This is a genomic window from Amycolatopsis sp. NPDC102522, from assembly GCF_055584485.1.
This window is the reverse complement of record NZ_JBVJLY010000037.1, coordinates 1-16,767: the sequence shown is the minus strand read 5'-3', so window position 1 is coordinate 16,767 and position 16,767 is coordinate 1. Positions and strand designations below refer to the sequence as shown.

The window sequence follows — 16,767 nt, the reverse complement described above, 5'->3', positions numbered from 1 at the left end:
CGTGCTCCTCGTCCGGTTACTGAAACACCACGGGGATCGGTGAACCGCAGGGGCATGTGCCGTACGTCGAGGGGCATCCGCCCACCGCGGCCTGCATGGTCGCCGTCCGGTTCGTGCCGCACCTGCCGGACAGGGTCACCGCCCGGTAGACCGTCGTCGGCGGGCTCGGCTTCGGTTTGGTGTTCGTCCTCTTCCAGCTGAACATCACCACGGGCCTACTTCCTGACCAGCTCGGCCTTCGGGTCGTATTCGGCCGCGAGACGGGTCCAGGTGGCCAGTGCGGCGTTCATCCGTTCTCGGTGGCGGGGGCTGCCTTCGTGGCGCTTCTGCCGGAGCCAGGCGCACAACGAGAGCGCGCCCGCGTGCGCACGGTTCCACTCCTCCAGCTCGACGAGCCGGGACACCCGGCGTTGCACGAGCCGATAGGTGCGCCGGTCGACGACCGGCCCGGCCGGGCGGTGAGGGTCGCGGAAGGGCTCGCGGATCTTGTCGACGAGCCAGGGGCCGCCGTAGCCGACACCGTAGGCGGCGGGGCCGGCGGCGAAAGCCATGATCTGCCAGGACTGCACGGGAATGATCCTTCCTCGATGGTGAGCCGGTCCTCGACCGGGCACCTCGCTGTCGTCGTTACGGCTGGTCAACGTCTGTGTGAGTGGACGATTCGAGCTCGGTGCGGAAGACCGGCAGGCGGCTGTCCAGCCAGTCGACGGCCTGGGCGAACCCGAGACGTGAATGCAGAAGCGCCAGGAGATCGGCGTACTCGTCGTGGCCGAAGGACATGAAGGCACTGCTCCGCACGACCTTGGCCGCGTGCTCGACAGTCTCGATCTCGTTCTCGAAGAACGGCATTCCCGCGGCCGGGAACACCCCGCGCTGGCGACCGTTCTCGAAGAACAGTGTGGTCGGGGTGGGGTGCCCGGCGCGCTCGCCTGCGGCCAACGCCGCGCCGATGCGCATGTTCCAGGCCTTCACCATGTCGAGCACCGGATTCTGATCGGGCGAGAGAGGCACCGGGCGCCGGTAGTTCTCGCTGGTCCAGCCTCTATCCAGCAGCCTCTCGATCTGATCGAGCTCCTCGCGGGTGACCATGATCGCCCGCATGTTCGCGGTTGGCGTGGTCGTCCACGTTCCGGTGTCCTCGACCGGAAGCGGGCGCGGCGGCTTGCGGTTCCACAGTGCCATGACGTGCGCTGCCTTCCTTGTGATGTAAAGACTTTTGTCGCTTCAGACAGGTTTGGCTACCAACGCAACTCACGCTGCGGACCGTCCTGGGCCTCCAGATCGGCCAGGATGCGAGCGTCTCGCGTCGTGACCTGGGCTTCGGCACAATCCGCCTCGCGCCGCGCGCTGGCGCGCTGCTCCGGCCCCATCGCGAAGTAACCGCCCGTGGTCGCCTCGGCGCTCCGGATCGCGGCGGCGTTCTGTTCCTGCTGCACCTCGGGGCTCTGCCGCTGCAGCCACTGCATGTACTCGATCGCATCCATCACGTTCTCCCTGGTCAAAGTCGGTGACGGGCGTTGCCCGCCTGCCGGGTCCTGGTCGTAGGCTGTCCGGCAGGACGGGCCAGCTAAGCCCTGGCCCGTCCGCCACATCGATTACGCGCTGATGGGTTCGGGCAAGTCGCGCACTTTGGCCGCGAGGAATGCGGCCGGGTCGTCCGCCCGGTTCGCGAAGTCCTTGTCCTCCAGGGAAATCGCCGCCAGGACCTCGAACGGCGTCAGGTCGTGCTCGCGGGCGTGCTCGCGCACCCGGTAGACGAACGGACCGAACGCGTCGGCCTCCTCGACCTCGCTCGCCAGCTCGGCCGGGAACTGGCCGCGCAGGGCGTCCTTCACTCCGCATCGCCAGGCCAGTTCCGTGTCCTGCTCGACCATGCGCACCTCGTTCCAGCCCTCGCTCTCCGCCTGCTCGACGACCACCTCGGCGGACCGCCGGCTCCCGCAACTCACCGCCAGGATTTCGCCCTCGCCTCGCGTGCCGGTGACGTCGTACATGTCCTGCTCCTCTCGCTTCGATGTATCTCCAGTTTACCGCTTTTACCGTTTAAACGGTAGTAGATTGAGCCTGGTCAGAGTGTGCATACGGGTGATGCTGGGGGATCTTCAGGCCATCTCTGAAGTGGTGCCGGGTCCGTGGCAGAGCCCGGCGGCGTTCGGGGCCGGCCCCGTCCGGCCGCCTCGCGGCCGGTGCTTGTCAACGAAGGCGATCGCGGCGGTGGGCTGTGGGCTGGGGGTCATCTCCTCGCGGCGCGCCCGTCAGGGCTGTCGGGCGAGGGGTCCGGAGTGCAACCCCACGCTTTTCGGGGTTGCACTCCGTGGCTCGTCGTCTGGCAGGCTCGTCCGCGCTGTGAGGAGATGACCCCCAGCCCGCTCTGTCGACGCGATGCCGTACTCACCCGCTTCACTCTCGCCGAGCTGGCCAGGCCCTTCGACGCCTTTCTCGCTGACTGCGACGTTCACCCCGTTGACCAGCAGGAACCCCTCGCTCCTGGCTGCGCCCGCCGTCTTTCCCAAACATGAGATGGCCGCGACCAGTCGTCCACACCTCGGTAGTGCGATTTCGCCTTACGGAGATCGACCACGCTGGAACGACCGGGCGAAATCGTGCTGCCGACCCGCCGGGGTCCAGGGGCAGCGTGCCCCTGGTACCGGGCGGCCGGACCCTCCAGCGTGCTGTCGCGACGTTGGTCGAGACGCCCCCACCTGGTCAGGTCAGGTCGAGTCCGCACTCGGGGCAGAGGACCAGGTCGTGCACCAACCTGCCGAACATTCCGACGAACGGGCAGGTTTCGGGCTCGTGCAGCCACTTGTGGCCTGGACCGAGGTGCAGCACCGCGCGGCCGGGGTAGAGGTAGCCGCCGTTGTGGTGGCTGGGTTCGTGTCCCCAGAACGCGCTGGCGGGGATTTCGGGCTTCTCGTAGGGCCTGGTGTAGAGGTCGTCACCTGCGTCGAAGTTGGGCGGAACAGGGTGGGTGGCGGACATGGGTGAACCTCCTGGGGTTGGCGGGTCGGAGTGAAGGGTGTCCTGGACGGTGTTCGCGGGGGGCCGTCTCGCTCTGTAGTTGTCAACCAGCTGGCCGCCCCCGATCAGGAGGTGCCGGGACCGTGGTGTCGTCCGTGCGGGTGGACCGGGTGCTTTTTCCGGTTCACCTGGACGGATCGGGCGCGGCGGTCCCGGCACCTCCTGATAGGCCGTTTCTCGCTGGATGAGGACTACAGAGCGAGACGGCCCGCGAACACCGTCCAGAGCGCCCGGAACGCAGGCCCGCCAACCCCAGGAGGTTCGCCTGCCGCCCACCCTGCTCCGCTCGTACGAGCGGTGACGACCTCTACACCAGGCCCTGGCGGAACCGCCCTGACCAGGGTGACCACGGCGAACACGAGCGCGGCGGCCGCCGGCGGCGCTGGCACGTCTCGACGGCGGCCGCCGGCGGCGCTGGCACGTCTCGACGGCGGCCGCCGGCGGCGCTGGCACGTCTCGACGGCGGCCGCCCGGGGCCTCAGCGTGACCAGCGGCGGCGAACGCGTGCGCTCTGATACGGACGGGCCCCGGTCCGCCGGTACCCGGTGGCCTGGGCGCGGGCCTGCTCGTACCGCTCCTGCGGAGTGAGCGCGTCGCGCTCGGCGAGCAGCTGCGGGTCGAAGGCCGACGTTGACGGCGAGCCGGTCGCGGCCGCGAGCTCGGCGCGGGCTTCCTCGAGGTGGTCGCTGTGGCTGGCGAGGATCTGCTCGTGCCGTTGCGCGGCGGCACGGGCACGGCGTTCCGCCTCGTCGGCCTCGAACTGCTTGCGTGCCTGGTCACGGGCCTGCTCGGTCGCGGCCGCGGTCGCCGTTTGGGGCGCGGCGGGCTTGTTGAGGAGCTGGTCGCGGCGCAGCTGGGCGGCGACCTTGCGGCCGAACTCGGCGACGGTGTCGGCGGTGAGCTGGGCGTCGCCGGTGAGCCCGCCGTGCTGCAGGAGCTGGACTCCGGCGCGGCCGTGGCGCTGGGCGACGGCTTTGCGGATGGCGGCCTGGCGGCCGCGGTCCTGGTAGTAGCCACGCAGGATCCGGCCGTCGGCGTCCCGCCAGGCGTTCAACCGGCTGGTGATCCAGTTTGTCGCCGCGGCGTAGAACCGCCACGTCTGGTGCTGACCAGGTACGACGTCGCCGAGGACGAGTTCGGGACCGCGGCCGATCGGCTTTTCGCTGCGCGCACCGAACGCGCCGGGCAGGTGGTCCATCGCGTGGACGATGTCGAGGTTCGACCACCCAGCGCCGTATAACGGCCTACACAGCGAGCGGACGGCAAATCGCGTCAACCGGGCGAAAACCGGCAGCCTCTGCTGCAGCCAGTCCACCGCACACAGCATCTGAAACTCCGTGGTCGGGACCGTAGAAGCCCAGCTCAGGCCCTGCTTCTGGTCTGAGCGCGCCCGGAGGGCGCTCTGTTGATCGTTTCCCCCCCAGCGATCGCCGAGCGGATTTCCGCAGTCATCCACAGCGAGACCCTCGCGCGCGAAACCACCCTCTATCGCAACTTTCCCTTCGGGAAAGTTGCAAGTAGGCCACCCCTTTTCTTCCCCAAGCGAAACAGGTTCTGCCTGGTCAGCGCCGGATTCCGGGTCGTTGAGCCGGTCGTGGAAGGTTTGGGCGAGCTGCTGGATGTCCTGACGCTGCGCGAAGGCATCGAACTGCGATTTCTCGATGTGGGCCAGGGCGTCGTCGCGGCGCTGCTGGGCGGCTTTGACCTCTGGGTCGGCGAGCTCGGTCTCGTCGAGCCCGTACTGCTCGATCAAGGCCTGCAGCTTGTCCTCGATGAGGCGGCGCTCGCCGTCGAAGGCAGTGCTGAGGGCCTTGAGCCGCAGACCACGGGCTTTTTCTACGGCTCGCGCTCGTCGACGCGCGACGTCGGCTTGAGCGGCATGAGCGGCTGCCTCAGCGGCTTCGGCCGCGAGGGTCTGCGCGGCCCAGGCGATCGCCTCGTCCGGCGACAGCGGGATTCGCAGCGCGTAGACCGCGCGGCGGTTGCCTTCGGCGAAGGACTCGGTTCCGTCCGGGAGCACGACGCTGCGCAGGGCCATCGGCCTGGTCAGGGGCGTGGAGCCGGTCTCGACGACGACGATCCAGCCGCGGACCTTCAACTCCTGCAGCCACCGCCCGATCGTCGTCTCCGACAGCCCGGTCCGGCGGCACAGGGTGTCCCAGCCCGGCCACGTCTCCAAGGTGTCCCAGTCCGCCGCGAGCGCGAGCACGCGCGCGATCGCGAGCAGGTGGTTCCGGCCGTCGACACGGATGTCCTCGACCCACTCAGCGCGCTTGAGCGCGGCGAGATACCCGCGCTGGCCCTTCGGATAGCGCAACGGCGCCGTGAACGCGGGCTCGGCCGCGATCTCCCCCGCCGACGGCTTGCCACCGTGCGCGGCCCAGCACGGTCCGCACACGATCGCGAAGCGCCTGGTCAGACGGCGTCGACCGGGTGAAACATGACAGGTAACACAAGGTCCGTCGAACAACACACCAGGCTGCTGCTGGTGCGTTCGGGACCCAGGACTTATCCTGGGCAAGCGAAAGGCCTCCTTTCGTGAGTGGGCATGCGAAAGCCCCCTGTGTGTCCTGGTGAGGGACGCGAACACCCGGTGGTGAACCGGGCTGCTGATCAGCTAGTCGGGGTGGTGCCCGACACCGGCTGACCAGTGCAAACGGCGATCTGTGGCGGATCGCCCATAACGTTCGATGAGGCGGTTCCGTTGGTAGCGGAACCGCCTCGTTCTTTTAGACCCCCATCAGCGCTCCCTGCCTCGGCGTGTTGTCCGCGAGGTGCCCTTCGGCGGCACGGAGAGCTTGCAGACCGAGTTCGATCACACGGTCAGCCATCGGCCCGCAGGCCAAGCCACGTGCGGCTCCTTCGGCGTCGACCTCATCGAGCAACCTTTTTGCGACGTCGACACGGCCAGCTTCGGTACCGCGAGCGCGGTGCTTCCGTCCTCTGCGTGCTGCCATGCCGCAGATTTTGGCCCTAAAAGCACTATGAGCGTGGAGGCGCGCCGTCTTGATCCCCAGGTATTTGGTGAGAGGCCGGGCGGTTGCCCGGCCTCTCACCAGTCCCAGCTGCTCAGGTCATTTGCCGAAGATCGTCTTCACGTCGTTCCAGCCAACGGCTTCGTCATCGTCGGCGGCCGCGGTGATGAGGTTGATCGCTAGCATGGTGTTGCTCCTTCGGAGTGATGCCTGACCAGGTGGAGTCTTTGACGGGATTCGCCTGGTCAGGCGCTTTTATGACTAGGACTTCGCAGTGATGTCCAGCTCGGCGAGGAGGTCGAGCTGGCCCGGAACTGGATCGCGCGGAACGCTGCTTCGGCTGGTTGCCCGCTGGACAGGTATGGCGGCGTTCTCGGTTGCGGACGTCTCCGGCTGTCGGCAGGACTTCTTGGGACTTCTCTGGCCGCTCACGGGCGCGGTTCGGTGACAGTGCCGTCGACGACCATCGGCATGTGAGCTGAGTTGGTGTCCTCCAGCTCGGCTACTGCGGCGGCTTGGCGCCGGCGCCAAGCCGCTTCGGCGATCAGCCAGCAGTTCATCGCCCACAGCCGCTCATTGCGAAGCGTGCGATGCACATGCCGACCACCGAACGACGCGGGTACGAGCGCGAGCAGGTACACCCACCACTGCCCAGAGATGACGCCGATGGAGCTGAGCGTGGCGATGCCCAACGCGGCCGGGGCGGTCTCGATGCAGAGGTTTCGGGTCGTTCGTGTACGAAGATCCTGGTCAGAGTGGATACTGGACATAGGGCGTCCTCGATTCGGATTCGGTGGACGTTCTTGGCTCCGGCTGGTGCTTCCTCACCACCGGAGCCCCTTCACTATAGACGCTAGCATTTTTGCTAGCAGATCTGCTAGCAAAAATGCTAGCACAGTAAATTGCTGAGTCGCTAGCTGTTGCGCACGTGCAAGAGCACGCCAGGCTGCTAGCCTCATCGCTTGTGACGGAGCTACTGGTGCCGAATCCCCTGGTCAAGCCGTGGGTCATCGCTGTGGCGAACCAAAAGGGTGGGGTCGGAAAGACCATCACGACGGTGAACCTGGGTGCCGAGCTTTCAGCGCTGGGGCTCCCTGTAGTAGTGGTCGACATCGACTCCCAGGCGAACGCGACCGATGGACTGAATGTGAAGGTGACTGCGAAGTCGCTGACGCTCTACGAGGTCCTTCATCCGGACCGTTCGAAGCGCAAACCGCTCGTTGAGGCGCTGGTCAGAAGCGAGTACGGCCCGGTGGTGTTGCCAGGAGCGACAGCGATGGCCGCGATTGAGGTCGAAGGCAATGGTCGCGGAGGGGACTTGTCACTCGCGGAGGCGATCGCTGGCGCGCCTGGGCCCGCCGTGTACCTGCTCGACACTCCGCCCAACCTCGGTCGTCTGACGAAGATGGCGCTCATAGCTTCGGGCGCTGAAGAGGGGGGCGGCGAGGTCCTCGTCCCGGTCTCGGCGGGAGCGAACCAGCTCAAGGGCTTGTTCCGGCTGATGACGACGGTGGCCGAGGTGAAGAAGTCGGGCAAGGCCCCGCACTTGCACGTCGGCACCGTAATCGCGACGAACTTCAATGCCGGGAACAAGGTCAACTGGGATGCACGGAGTTACCTGAGCAAGACCTTCGAGCCGGAGTATCTCGGTCATGTGTCATCGACGATCAGGGCCGAGGAGTCGATCGTTCACAACATGCCGCTGCGGAACTTCAGTCCTGGCTGCACCGCGGCCGTCGACTATCGAAAGCTGGCGAGGGAGTACGCGCTGAAGAAGGGACTGGTGAGGGCAGCGTGAGCGGGCCGGGGCTCGGAGACATGGGAAGTTGGCTTCCCGATCGTGAGGAAGCCGTGAAACGGCTCTATGGATCGGGCGACGACGAGTCTGAAGAACCGCCAGTGACCAGCGAAAACGGCAATGCTAGCGAAAATGCTAGCAACTCTGCTAGCAACCCTGATAGCGTTGGTGGTGATGAGAAACGAGGGGAGTCCACAGTGGGCACTGCGGCTTCGTTGGACGCACCAGCACCACCGCCACCGCCGCGCGACCGTCCGGGTCGCGTGCAGTTCAATCATCGGATTTTGGCTAGTCGAGATCGCGCACTGCAGAAGTACAAGAACAAGCACAGCACGACCATGCAGAAGATCGTGGACCAGATGGTCGACGAGTATCTCGAGCGACGTGGGCTGTTGCCGGAAGACCAGGACTGACAGGTAAAAGCCCTGGCCGGTGTTGAGGCCACCGACCAGGGCATGAGCTGGACACACGAAAGGGTTCGGAATGTCCGTAGTCAATGATAGGCCCTTGGAGACCAGGGCAAACGCAGCCGAGGGTGGTCGGTGGCGTCGGCGCCTGCAGCGAGCTCCTCAGCAGCCTGAACAGGGTGTGGTGGCGCTGGCGGAGCGTGTTGCTGCGGCTGAGCAGCGTGTCCGGGATCAGCGATCGGAGGCCCTGTTCGAGGCGCTGTCGGACGCTGAAATCGACGCGAAGGTCGCGGCTCGCCGGCATCTTCGTGAGTTGGAGTTGTCGCAGGAGGTTCGCGAAGGCGAAGCTGCGATTCGGGCCCGGGATGTTGAGGCCGCGCGGTTGCGGTCGCTGGCCGAGAAGAACGCGAGCGAAGAGGATCGGCGGCGGAACGAGGAAGCCAAGATCCTTCGCTGGAAGCAGCGTGCGGGGAACAAGGCCCAGCAGTTGACCAGCAACGCGGCACAGCTGGCGGAGACGGCGAAACTCCTGGTCACGGGGAAGCGTGCGATCATCGCCGGGATCGTCATCTTGCTGATCTGGAACGGGATCAATGTCCAGCAGCAGCTCGTTCCGGCGAACGATGTCACGGATCCGCTGTTCTGGATCTCGTACGGGCTGGACGTCGCGCTGGGCGGGACGCTGGTCCTGCTGATGTTGACCTCGGCGACGACCGCCAGGGCGGGGATGCACCAGCGGGCGGAGCTCGTCAAGGGCTGGAAAGCGTCGCGGTATTTGCAGGAGGCGGCGATTCTGCTGGGGTCGCTGGCCCTGAACTCGGGGACGCATCTCGTGAACGGCGAGGAGATGGCGGCCGCGAAGGCGGCGATCCCGTCGGTGATGATCGGGATGCTGGTGTGGGCGTACAACCACATCACCAACCACTTGTCGGCGACGCTGCTGAAGCTCACTGATGACTTGCAGACGCACGAACAGCTGGTCAGGGACTTCGAGGCCGCGAAGGCGGAGATCGAGGCCCAGCGGGAGCATGAGCTGGCGCTGGCTCAGCAGATCGACGAGCAGGCCGCGACGGTCCAGGCCCTCGCGGCGGAAGCCGAGCGGCTGCGTGAGGAGCGGGATACGCGCAAGACGGTGGTGCTGGATGAGAAGACGTTGCCTCTTCTGCCGCACGCGATGCGGGGCTTCGAGGGCCTGGCGGCCGGGACGTTGACGGCGTCGATCATGGCCGACGGTGGCGGTGTCCCGGCGGGTTCGCAGCTGGCGGCGCGGCTCGGGCTGCCGAAGCCGGTCGCGAACGAGGTCCGTGACCTGATGAAGGTGCTGGCGACAGGTGACGCGAAGCTCGTGATCGGCGAGCTGGGCGAGGTCGAGGAGTTCGTTCCGACGTTGAGCCGGGCGCAGTAAGCCGAAACTGACGAAAGAGGCCCCCACACAGTGGGGGCCTCTTTTGCGTTCGCGTTCCTGGTCAGCGGCGTTCGGTGACGATGTTGGACGGGGTGCGGCCGTCGAGGTGCTGGCGGATCTGCTCGGCCGCGACGGCGTAGCAGAGCGCGTTGGTTCCGGGCACGGTCCGGGACATGTGCGGGCTGATGATCACGCCTGGGCTGGTCCACAGCGGGTGGTCCTGGGGGAGCGGTTCGGGGTCGGTGACGTCGAGCGCGGCGCGGATCCGCTCGGTCTGCAGCTCGCTGACCAGGGCGTCGGTGTCGACGATGCCGCCGCGGCTGGCGTTGACCAGGACGGCGTTGTCGCGCATCGCGGCGAGGAAGGTCTTGTCGACGAGCCCGGCCGTGGCCGGGGTGAGCGGCAGCGTGAGGACGACGATGTCGTGCTGGCCGATCAGGCCGGGCAGTTCGTCGGGACCGTGAACGCCGGCGCGGGCGCTGCTGGCGACCAGGGTCGCCTCGACGTCGAAGGCGGGCATCCTGCGGGCGAGGGCCCAGCCGATCGCCCCGGCCCCGATGATCAGGACGCGCTTTCCGGCCAGGGTGTCGGCGGCGACGCGCCGGTGTGCCCAGGTTCCGGTGTCCTGGAAGCGGACGAGCGCCGGCCACTGCCGGTAGAGGGCGAGGATGCCGGAGACGATCCACTCGGAGACCGGTCCGGCGACGGCTCCACGGGCGTTGACCAGGAGTGTTTCGGCGGGGACGTCGCCGGACCACTCGTCGGCGCCGGCGGTGAGCAGCTGCACGTAGCTCAGCTGGGGGAGCTGCGCGAGCAGGGGGATCGGGCGATGGCTGCCGCGGTAGGGCGGGATCAGCACGTCCGCACTGCGCTGCTCGTCGTCGAGTTCGGCCGTGGTGGGGTCGTAGCGGACGACGTCGACGCCGGGCACCTGGCTGAGCAGGTCGGCGCCGACCTCGTCGTCCGGCTCGTTGCTGACGAGGATGCGCACGGTGGGGATCTCCTTCGACGGGGGCCGCCGTCAGTGGCGGACGTTCATCCCCCACCGTTCCAGGAGGTCTTCGACCTGGCGCTGCAGGGGCGGGTCCTGGACGCTGTTGTCGAGGATCGCGTGCGGCATCGCCGGGGTGTACTGGAGATCGACTCCGTCGAGGTACTGCTCCCAGTTCTCCAGCTTGTTGACGTCGCGTGCAGCGCCGCGGCGCTGCAGGTAGATCTTCATGCTCTCGACGTCGGTGCGAACCCAGATGATCCGCAGGCGCGCGTCGTGCGCTTCGGCGTCGGCCTGCGCACGGTGACACCAGACCGGATCGGCGAATTCGCGGATGAACGGCGCGGTCATGACGACGGAGTTGCCGCAGGAGATGTTCTCGATCGCGAGCTCGCGCAGTGCCTCGTACTCGGCGGGCCGGACCTGCTTGAGGTAGGTCTCGGACTCGCGGTCGTGGGGTGACCGGCCCAGGGCGCGCAGCATCGCCTCGACGACGGGCCTGGTGCTGGTGTCCTTGTCCTCCATCGCCGCGCCGGTCAGCCGGGCGATGATCCGGCCGACCTCGGTTTTGCCGGATCCGGCGTATCCGCCGACGCCGATCCAGGTCGGCCGGACACGCTTTCGGCCGCGGGACTCGTCCGCGCGCTCAGGCCCGGGGTTGTTCACGAACACGCCGACGCGCGGCCGCGCGATGACCAGGCTCTCTTCGGCGAGCGCGTCAAGCGCGCGGCTGATGGTGGCGCTCGAGGTGCCGAACTGCTCCGCCAGCATGCGCTGGGTCGGGAGCTTCTCCTGGTGCCGCCACCGGCCGGCCTCGATGTCGGTGCGGATGGTCCGGGCGACCTCCAGGACGCCGGTTCCGCGCTGCAGTTCACCGGGTTCGGTCACGGCGCCCTCCTCATCGTCGCAAGTCTGTATCAGAGCGTATCAGGCTGAATCAGCCTGCGACAGTCGACCGTGAGGCGACATGACATAAACGCACCTCAGTTGACAAAAATTGGACAGAAGGGGTTGTGAATCACTGATTCATCTTGCTACGTTGTGATACAGCAAGACGGCAAGGACACGAGGGCGGGAGACGAAGATGACGATCATGTACTGGCTGGCAGGGGCCTTCGCACTGGCGGCGTTTGTGACGGCGCGGTCCCGCGCAGCGGGTCCGGCGGCGCTGTTCACGTTGATCGCACTGGTTCTCATGGCTCTCACACCCCTCGGCCAGGAGCTGCTCGGCTTCATCGGCGAGGTCGGCACGAAGGTCGCGGAGGCGAGCAAGTGATCGCCCGGCTGCAGCGCGTCATCGATGCCGCTGACCAGCGTCTTTTCGGTGACGACGATGCTCGGGCGGAAGCACGCGGCTGGACGGTTCGCCAGTCAGGCCGGTTCGGTCTGACCCGGGTCTACACCGATTCGCGCTGGCAGGAGGCTCGTAGCGTCGAAAGTTTGTCAGACCAGCGGCCTACTGTGGACAGTGCCGAACTGATCTTCACGGCAGAAAACGGACGCGGTCGGGCGGCGAACGCCATCGCCACCCGACCACTTGACTAAGGAGGGCTTGCTCCATGTCCAGCGATAAGGATGTCAGGTGGCGAGACCGAAGGATCGGGGCCACCGGGGTGGTCTTGGGCGGAGGCCTCGGAACGCTCAGCGCGATCGGTGATCCGGCCGCCCCACTGGCCCCGCTCTACGACACCGCGGCGACGGTCGGTGTCCCGCTCGGCGCTGTGCTCCTCGGCGGGGCGATCGCGCACCACAAGTGGTATTTCTCCGAGCTGCAGAGCCTGCGGCGCGAACTCGGCGACGACGGGTGGATCACGCGGAAAGATCTCGGCGACTACGCGGGAGCGAAGGCGCTGTACAAAAGCGCCGACTTCCTTCGCCCGGACCTTCAGTACCGGTCCGGAGCGACCCGCCGGCGGCACGAGCCGACGGAATACGGCTTCAACCTCGGCAAGCTGATCAGCGGGGACCGCAACGTCCGGGGAAAGAAGATCTACAGCCCATACGGCCGGAGCATGATGCTGCTGGGCCCGCAGGGCTCCGGTAAGAGCCAGGAACTGATCAACCAGATCCTGGACTTTCCCGGCGCACAGTATGTGGCCAGCACGAAGCTCGAACTGTTCGACGCGACCGCGCAGCTGCGGGCTCAGCGCGGCAAGGTGTGGCTGTTCAACCCGGCCGGGCTGGGCGGAGTCGCCTCGACGTTCTCCTGGGATCCGGTGTCCGGGTGCCGTGACCAGGCCGTCGCCGACGCTCGTGCCTGGGCCTTGGTCCGCGGTGGCGGCGGCGCCGAAGGCATCGACCGCAGCGACTTCTGGGCGCGCAAAGCCCAGGAGATCATTCGCTGCTACCTGATGGCGGCCGCCCTGATGAACTGGGACATGGGCGCGGTGCACTACTGGGCCACCAACCCCGATGACCAGACACCGGTCGGCATCCTGCAGGCGAACCCGTCGCTGGTCCCTGCCGGATGGGTCAACACGCTCGAATCGAGCCTGAACGCCTCGCACAACACCCGCACCGGCTACTTCGCGACAGTGGTGAGTTGCGTGGGGTTCATGGACAACCCCACGGTGGCGGCGGCGTGCCGTCCGAGGGCCGAGAACAACTTCAACATGGCCGAGTTCCTCGCGTCGGGCACGCTGTACGCGGTCGGCAGCGACACCGACAAGCGGCTCGCGCCGCTGATGACCGCGCTGACCGAGCACCTGTTCACCAGCGCGAAGCAGGCGGCCGCGTCGGTCGGAGGCAGGCTCCCGCTCGGGATGGCGATGATGCTGGACGAGCTTGCCCAGCAGACCCCGGTCCCGCTCGACAAGTGGGCCGCCGACTCGCGGGGCGCCAACATCACCCTCGTCGGCGTCTTCCAGGCTCTCGCACAGCTGCGCATGACCTGGGGCGACGACGGCGCGAAGATCATTTACGAGAACCTTCCCACCAAGGTCGTCCTCGGAGGCATCAGCGACAGTGAGGACGTGAAGAAGCTCGCCTTCACCGCCCGGAAGCACTGGGGTGCGGACGAGACGGATACCAAGACGACGCAAAGCCACGGCGGGAGCAGCACCGGCAGCAGCAAGAGGCGGATCCTCAAGGAGACGCTGCGCCCGGAGGTTCTCGCGGGCCTGCCAGTCGGCTACGCGTACGTGACCAGCGGGAACTGGATGCGTTCCGGGGTTGTGAAGTACGAGCCCGGCCGGGACCGCGTCGCGCGGGAGCTCAAAGCTCTCGGCGGCGACGCGAAGCCCGTGCATGCACCACAGGCGCAGTGGCAGCAGGAACCGGCACCGGCGGACACGAGGGTGAGGCTGTGACCAGCGGCAAGGACACCGGCGGCGGGCCCTCGGCGGGCCCGCCGTCGCGGGACCGGCTCCTGATCGATCTCGGTCAGGAGCTTCGCGCTATGCGGGTCGAGCTCGGCGAGGCGACCGGCAAGTTCAACTCGGTCGTGCGGGATGTCTCCGAGGTCATCGGCCCGGACGTCGCAACCCTCCGGGCCGACGTCGCGGAGCTGCGCGGCGTCGTCGACGCCCTCGTCGACGACGAGGACACGGAGGTCGAGGAGGAAGAAAGCCGTCTGCACTGGCCGGACCTCTCCGCTGGTGTCGCGAAGGAAGAGTGGGATGAGCTCGGGAAGTGGGTGCACACCACGCTCGGGTACTGGTACCAGGTGACGCGGGGGCAGCTGCCGGACTGCTGGCCGCTGCACCGCCCGGCGCTGCTGCAGGTGTGGTGGCTCCGGCTGACCTACGACGATGCCCACACCGGTAGCCGGGCGTCGTCGGTGAACATGGCCGAGTGGAACACGCGGTGGCTCGATGCGGCGCTCGGCCGGATCGCTGAGGCGATTCCAGCGAACATGTGCCGGGCGGTCCCTGGAGGACCAGGGCAGCATCTGGTGCCCGCGCACGAGGCCCATCAGCAGGCGGCCACCGCCCCGGCCGTACCTCAGCCGGGCGTCGGAACTCAGCGACCGCAGGGCCAGTACTCGCTGCCGCAGTACATGCAGGCGACACAACAGGCCCAAGCGGTGATCAATCCCGGTTCGGCGCCAGCGTCGGCAGAGCCGGAGCCGGTCGGCGTCGACAAGACGAAAGCGGCGTCGTCGGAAGTGACCGATCCGAAGTACTGGGGCAACTTCTTCACGCAGGCGCGGGAGGAAGACCTCCGATGGCGACGTGAGCGTGATGCCGCCGCGGCTGCTGAGGAGCAACCCAAGTAAAGGCAGTGACCAGGTGAAAGTGGCCCCGACCCGACAGGTCGGGGCCACTTTTTGTCATGTATTTGTCCTATGTCGATCGGGGGCGTCAACATTCTGTGCACCTTTGGTCCACTCCTCACTGGGACGTTCGTGGCGATTGCCAGGCCGGGACGATGAGGAGACCTCGATGAAGATCTATGCCGTGGTGACGACGAGCACGGACGCGCCGGACCGGCCGGCGCTCGCCGACGCGTGGGATGAGGCGATGGTCGAGTTCCAGCCGGCGGGCTGGCGGCGCGCGATCGCCGAGGAGGCGCTCAGCGAAGACGTCCTCGCGGTCGCCGGGATCGTGCTCGACGTCCCCGACGCCGAGATCCTGCGGTTGCTGCGGACGCCCGTTCCGGTCATCACGGCCGTGGTGACCGATCCCGATCAGGTCTCGGATCCGACGCGCCGCGCGGACGCGCCGTCCGGGCGCGACCACCAGGTGTAGAACCTCGTTTCATGGTGAAGAGCAAGGGTCGGCGCGGTCTGCGCGGTCTTGTGGGAACGTCGATGGGCGGTCCGGGCGGCCGTCGCCGGCGGGGTGGGCCTCAGCCCGCCGAACAGAGTGATCACGCCTGTCCGGACTGCCTCGCGGTGCCGGGCAAGCCGTGCCGCAGCATCACCTCCGCGCCCGGTGCGCCGCTGCTCAAGCTCGGCAAGGTCCGGCCGACGATGCACGCTCGTCGTCCGCGCGGTCCGGTGGAGATCAGCACGATCGACCCGTCGCGCAGCGGGTTCGTGCCGCGCAACCAGCGCCCCGGATACGAACGCGGGCGCACTGACCGGCTCGGGCAGGACTCGATCCCGCGCGGCCAGCGCACCACCGCGCAACCGCGCGACTTCTTCTGACGGCGCCGGCCCGCCCGGCGTATCCGGGCTCGCTACGCCGTCGCGGCGCGCAGCTGCGTGAGCATGGTGTCGACCTCGGCGTCGCTGGGGAAAGTAACCCCGGTGCGGCTGATCGCCAGCTCGGTGCGCAGGTCGCGCCACCATTCCCGCGGTGACCAGAAACTCGGCGACGTCCGGCGGGCGAGCGGGGCCAGGTCGGTGGTGTCGTCGGCCAACGGCGCGAAGGTGGTGAAGTCGTGGCAGACCTGCGGGCTGCGCGATTCCAGCCAGAACCGCTCACCCACCACGGTGGCATCGGCCCGGCCGTCTCGCCTTGCCTCGGCCAGCTCGTCGCGGTCGATCCGCACGACACCGTGGCGGCTGACCAGCGGCAGGAACACCACGTTGTCCTCGCGCGCGATGACCATGCTGTCGTTCGTCGTCGCGAGCATGTCCCGGAACGCCTGGTACTGGACGATCCGGCCGTCGGTCAGGCGCCGTTCGGTGCGGAGCCTGATCACCAGGATCGAGACCGCGAGCACGGCGGCCGGAGGGATCACCAGCACCAGAAGCAGCATGGACCACTCGAACCCGCGCATCATCGTCGTGAACACGCTCCACGCCACCACGTAGAACACTGCCACGCTGGGGAGCGCCGCGCGGTACAGCCGCCGACGACGTTCTTTCCGGGCCACCTTGCCGGTCATCCGATCACCTCACGAACCCTTGGTCTACGACACGTCGCAACCGCCGGACCTGCCGTTACCGACCTTCGGGGCCTTCCGCCCACCTCGTGACCCGATCGATGGTTCGCCCGTTCGGCGGGCAACCATCCGAAGGGGTCTGTGCGTGAATGATCGGCTACACGACGTCGCGGTGACGACGTGGTTTCGGTCCGACAGCGAGGGGATTCGCAGGGTGGCGGAACGATGGGTAACGCTCGGCGACGGGCGGAAGGTCCTGATCAAGAGCAAGGCGGGACCCGCGGTCGCGGCGATCGCCGCCGTGGCGGTGATCGCCGGCGGCGGGGGAGCGGCGGGCCTCGGCGCGTTCGGCGGCGCGGCGGGCGAAGCCGGTGCCAGTGCGGCGTCGGAAGCGCTCG

General features: G+C 67.6%; 19 protein-coding genes and 1 pseudogene. 10 read left to right on the top strand and 10 right to left on the bottom strand.

The window, feature by feature from the left end; genetic code table 11:
• Positions 1–215: 215 nt before the first annotated feature.
• From ACZ6YV_RS42495 to ACZ6YV_RS42465, 7 genes are all read right to left on the bottom strand, one after another.
• Entirely contained in the window at positions 216–569 is a 354-nt protein-coding gene (locus ACZ6YV_RS42495) for a hypothetical protein (protein WP_465515064.1), read from the bottom strand.
• Between the two features lie 58 nt (positions 570–627).
• Positions 628–1,182, bottom strand: a complete 555-nt coding sequence (locus ACZ6YV_RS42490) for a hypothetical protein (protein WP_465515063.1) — start codon at positions 1,180–1,182, stop codon at positions 628–630.
• 56 nt (positions 1,183–1,238) lie between these two features.
• Complete coding sequence (locus tag ACZ6YV_RS42485; RefSeq protein ID WP_465515062.1) at positions 1,239–1,484, bottom strand: hypothetical protein; 246 nt, start codon at positions 1,482–1,484, stop codon at positions 1,239–1,241.
• Positions 1,485–1,595: 111 nt separating this feature from the next.
• Complete coding sequence (locus tag ACZ6YV_RS42480; RefSeq protein WP_465515061.1) at positions 1,596–1,994, bottom strand: hypothetical protein; 399 nt, start codon at positions 1,992–1,994, stop codon at positions 1,596–1,598.
• A 712-nt stretch (positions 1,995–2,706) separates the two neighbouring features.
• The gene (locus ACZ6YV_RS42475; RefSeq protein ID WP_465515060.1) at positions 2,707–2,982 is read right to left on the bottom strand and encodes a hypothetical protein; all 276 of its coding nucleotides are present in this window, start codon (positions 2,980–2,982) and stop codon (positions 2,707–2,709) included.
• 517 nt (positions 2,983–3,499) lie between these two features.
• Positions 3,500–5,419, bottom strand: a complete 1,920-nt coding sequence (locus tag ACZ6YV_RS42470; RefSeq protein ID WP_465515059.1) for a helix-turn-helix domain-containing protein — start codon at positions 5,417–5,419, stop codon at positions 3,500–3,502.
• Positions 5,420–6,424: 1,005 nt separating this feature from the next.
• A complete protein-coding gene (locus ACZ6YV_RS42465) occupies positions 6,425–6,766 on the bottom strand; it encodes a hypothetical protein (protein ID WP_465515058.1) in 342 nt (113 codons plus the stop codon).
• 194 nt (positions 6,767–6,960) lie between these two features.
• Between ACZ6YV_RS42465 and ACZ6YV_RS42460 the strand changes: the two genes are divergently transcribed.
• The 3 genes from ACZ6YV_RS42460 to ACZ6YV_RS42450 all read left to right on the top strand — a co-directional run bounded on the left by ACZ6YV_RS42460 (position 6,961) and on the right by ACZ6YV_RS42450 (position 9,606).
• Entirely contained in the window at positions 6,961–7,794 is an 834-nt protein-coding gene (locus ACZ6YV_RS42460) for a ParA family protein (protein WP_465515057.1), read from the top strand.
• 284 nt (positions 7,795–8,078) lie between these two features.
• Positions 8,079–8,207: a hypothetical protein gene (locus tag ACZ6YV_RS42455; RefSeq protein WP_465515056.1), complete on the top strand. Its 129-nt coding sequence runs from the start codon at positions 8,079–8,081 to the stop codon at positions 8,205–8,207.
• A 307-nt stretch (positions 8,208–8,514) separates the two neighbouring features.
• Complete coding sequence (locus tag ACZ6YV_RS42450) at positions 8,515–9,606, top strand: hypothetical protein (protein ID WP_465515055.1); 1,092 nt, start codon at positions 8,515–8,517, stop codon at positions 9,604–9,606.
• 61 nt (positions 9,607–9,667) lie between these two features.
• Here the strand turns inward: ACZ6YV_RS42450 and ACZ6YV_RS42445 are convergent, their stop codons facing one another.
• Both ACZ6YV_RS42445 and ACZ6YV_RS42440 read right to left on the bottom strand, forming a co-directional pair.
• Positions 9,668–10,597 carry an NAD(P)-dependent oxidoreductase gene (locus tag ACZ6YV_RS42445; RefSeq protein WP_465515054.1) on the bottom strand — a complete coding sequence of 310 codons (930 nt, stop codon included), beginning with the start codon at positions 10,595–10,597 and terminating at the stop codon, positions 9,668–9,670.
• 30 nt (positions 10,598–10,627) lie between these two features.
• The gene (locus ACZ6YV_RS42440) at positions 10,628–11,485 is read right to left on the bottom strand and encodes a P-loop nucleotide/nucleoside kinase family protein (protein WP_465515053.1); all 858 of its coding nucleotides are present in this window, start codon (positions 11,483–11,485) and stop codon (positions 10,628–10,630) included.
• Between the two features lie 196 nt (positions 11,486–11,681).
• On the opposite strand from ACZ6YV_RS42440, the gene ACZ6YV_RS42435 reads away from it, so the two are divergent.
• The 6 genes from ACZ6YV_RS42435 to ACZ6YV_RS42410 all read left to right on the top strand — a co-directional run bounded on the left by ACZ6YV_RS42435 (position 11,682) and on the right by ACZ6YV_RS42410 (position 15,686).
• Positions 11,682–11,873, top strand: coding sequence for a hypothetical protein (locus ACZ6YV_RS42435; protein ID WP_465515052.1), 192 nt, complete (start codon positions 11,682–11,684; stop codon positions 11,871–11,873).
• Positions 11,870–12,142 carry a hypothetical protein gene (locus ACZ6YV_RS42430; RefSeq protein WP_465515051.1) on the top strand — a complete coding sequence of 91 codons (273 nt, stop codon included), beginning with the start codon at positions 11,870–11,872 and terminating at the stop codon, positions 12,140–12,142. The genes ACZ6YV_RS42435 and ACZ6YV_RS42430 overlap by 4 nt, the downstream gene beginning before the upstream one ends.
• A 68-nt stretch (positions 12,143–12,210) precedes the next feature.
• Entirely contained in the window at positions 12,211–13,905 is a 1,695-nt protein-coding gene (locus ACZ6YV_RS42425) for a type IV secretory system conjugative DNA transfer family protein (protein ID WP_465515050.1), read from the top strand.
• Positions 13,902–14,813, top strand: coding sequence for a hypothetical protein (locus ACZ6YV_RS42420; RefSeq protein ID WP_465515049.1), 912 nt, complete (start codon positions 13,902–13,904; stop codon positions 14,811–14,813). The genes ACZ6YV_RS42425 and ACZ6YV_RS42420 overlap by 4 nt, the downstream gene beginning before the upstream one ends.
• 166 nt (positions 14,814–14,979) lie before the next feature.
• The gene (locus ACZ6YV_RS42415; protein ID WP_465515048.1) at positions 14,980–15,285 is read left to right on the top strand and encodes a hypothetical protein; all 306 of its coding nucleotides are present in this window, start codon (positions 14,980–14,982) and stop codon (positions 15,283–15,285) included.
• A gap of 11 nt (positions 15,286–15,296) precedes the next feature.
• Positions 15,297–15,686 carry a hypothetical protein gene (locus ACZ6YV_RS42410; RefSeq protein ID WP_465515047.1) on the top strand — a complete coding sequence of 130 codons (390 nt, stop codon included), beginning with the start codon at positions 15,297–15,299 and terminating at the stop codon, positions 15,684–15,686.
• Positions 15,687–15,718: 32 nt separating this feature from the next.
• Here ACZ6YV_RS42410 and ACZ6YV_RS42405 read toward each other — a convergent pair whose 3' ends face one another.
• Positions 15,719–16,372 (bottom strand): hypothetical protein, encoded by a 654-nt coding sequence (locus ACZ6YV_RS42405; RefSeq protein ID WP_465515046.1) that lies wholly within the window; start codon positions 16,370–16,372, stop codon positions 15,719–15,721.
• 211 nt (positions 16,373–16,583) lie between these two features.
• Here ACZ6YV_RS42405 and ACZ6YV_RS42400 point away from each other — a divergent pair.
• Positions 16,584–16,767: pseudogene (locus ACZ6YV_RS42400) on the top strand (hypothetical protein); the annotation flags it as partial.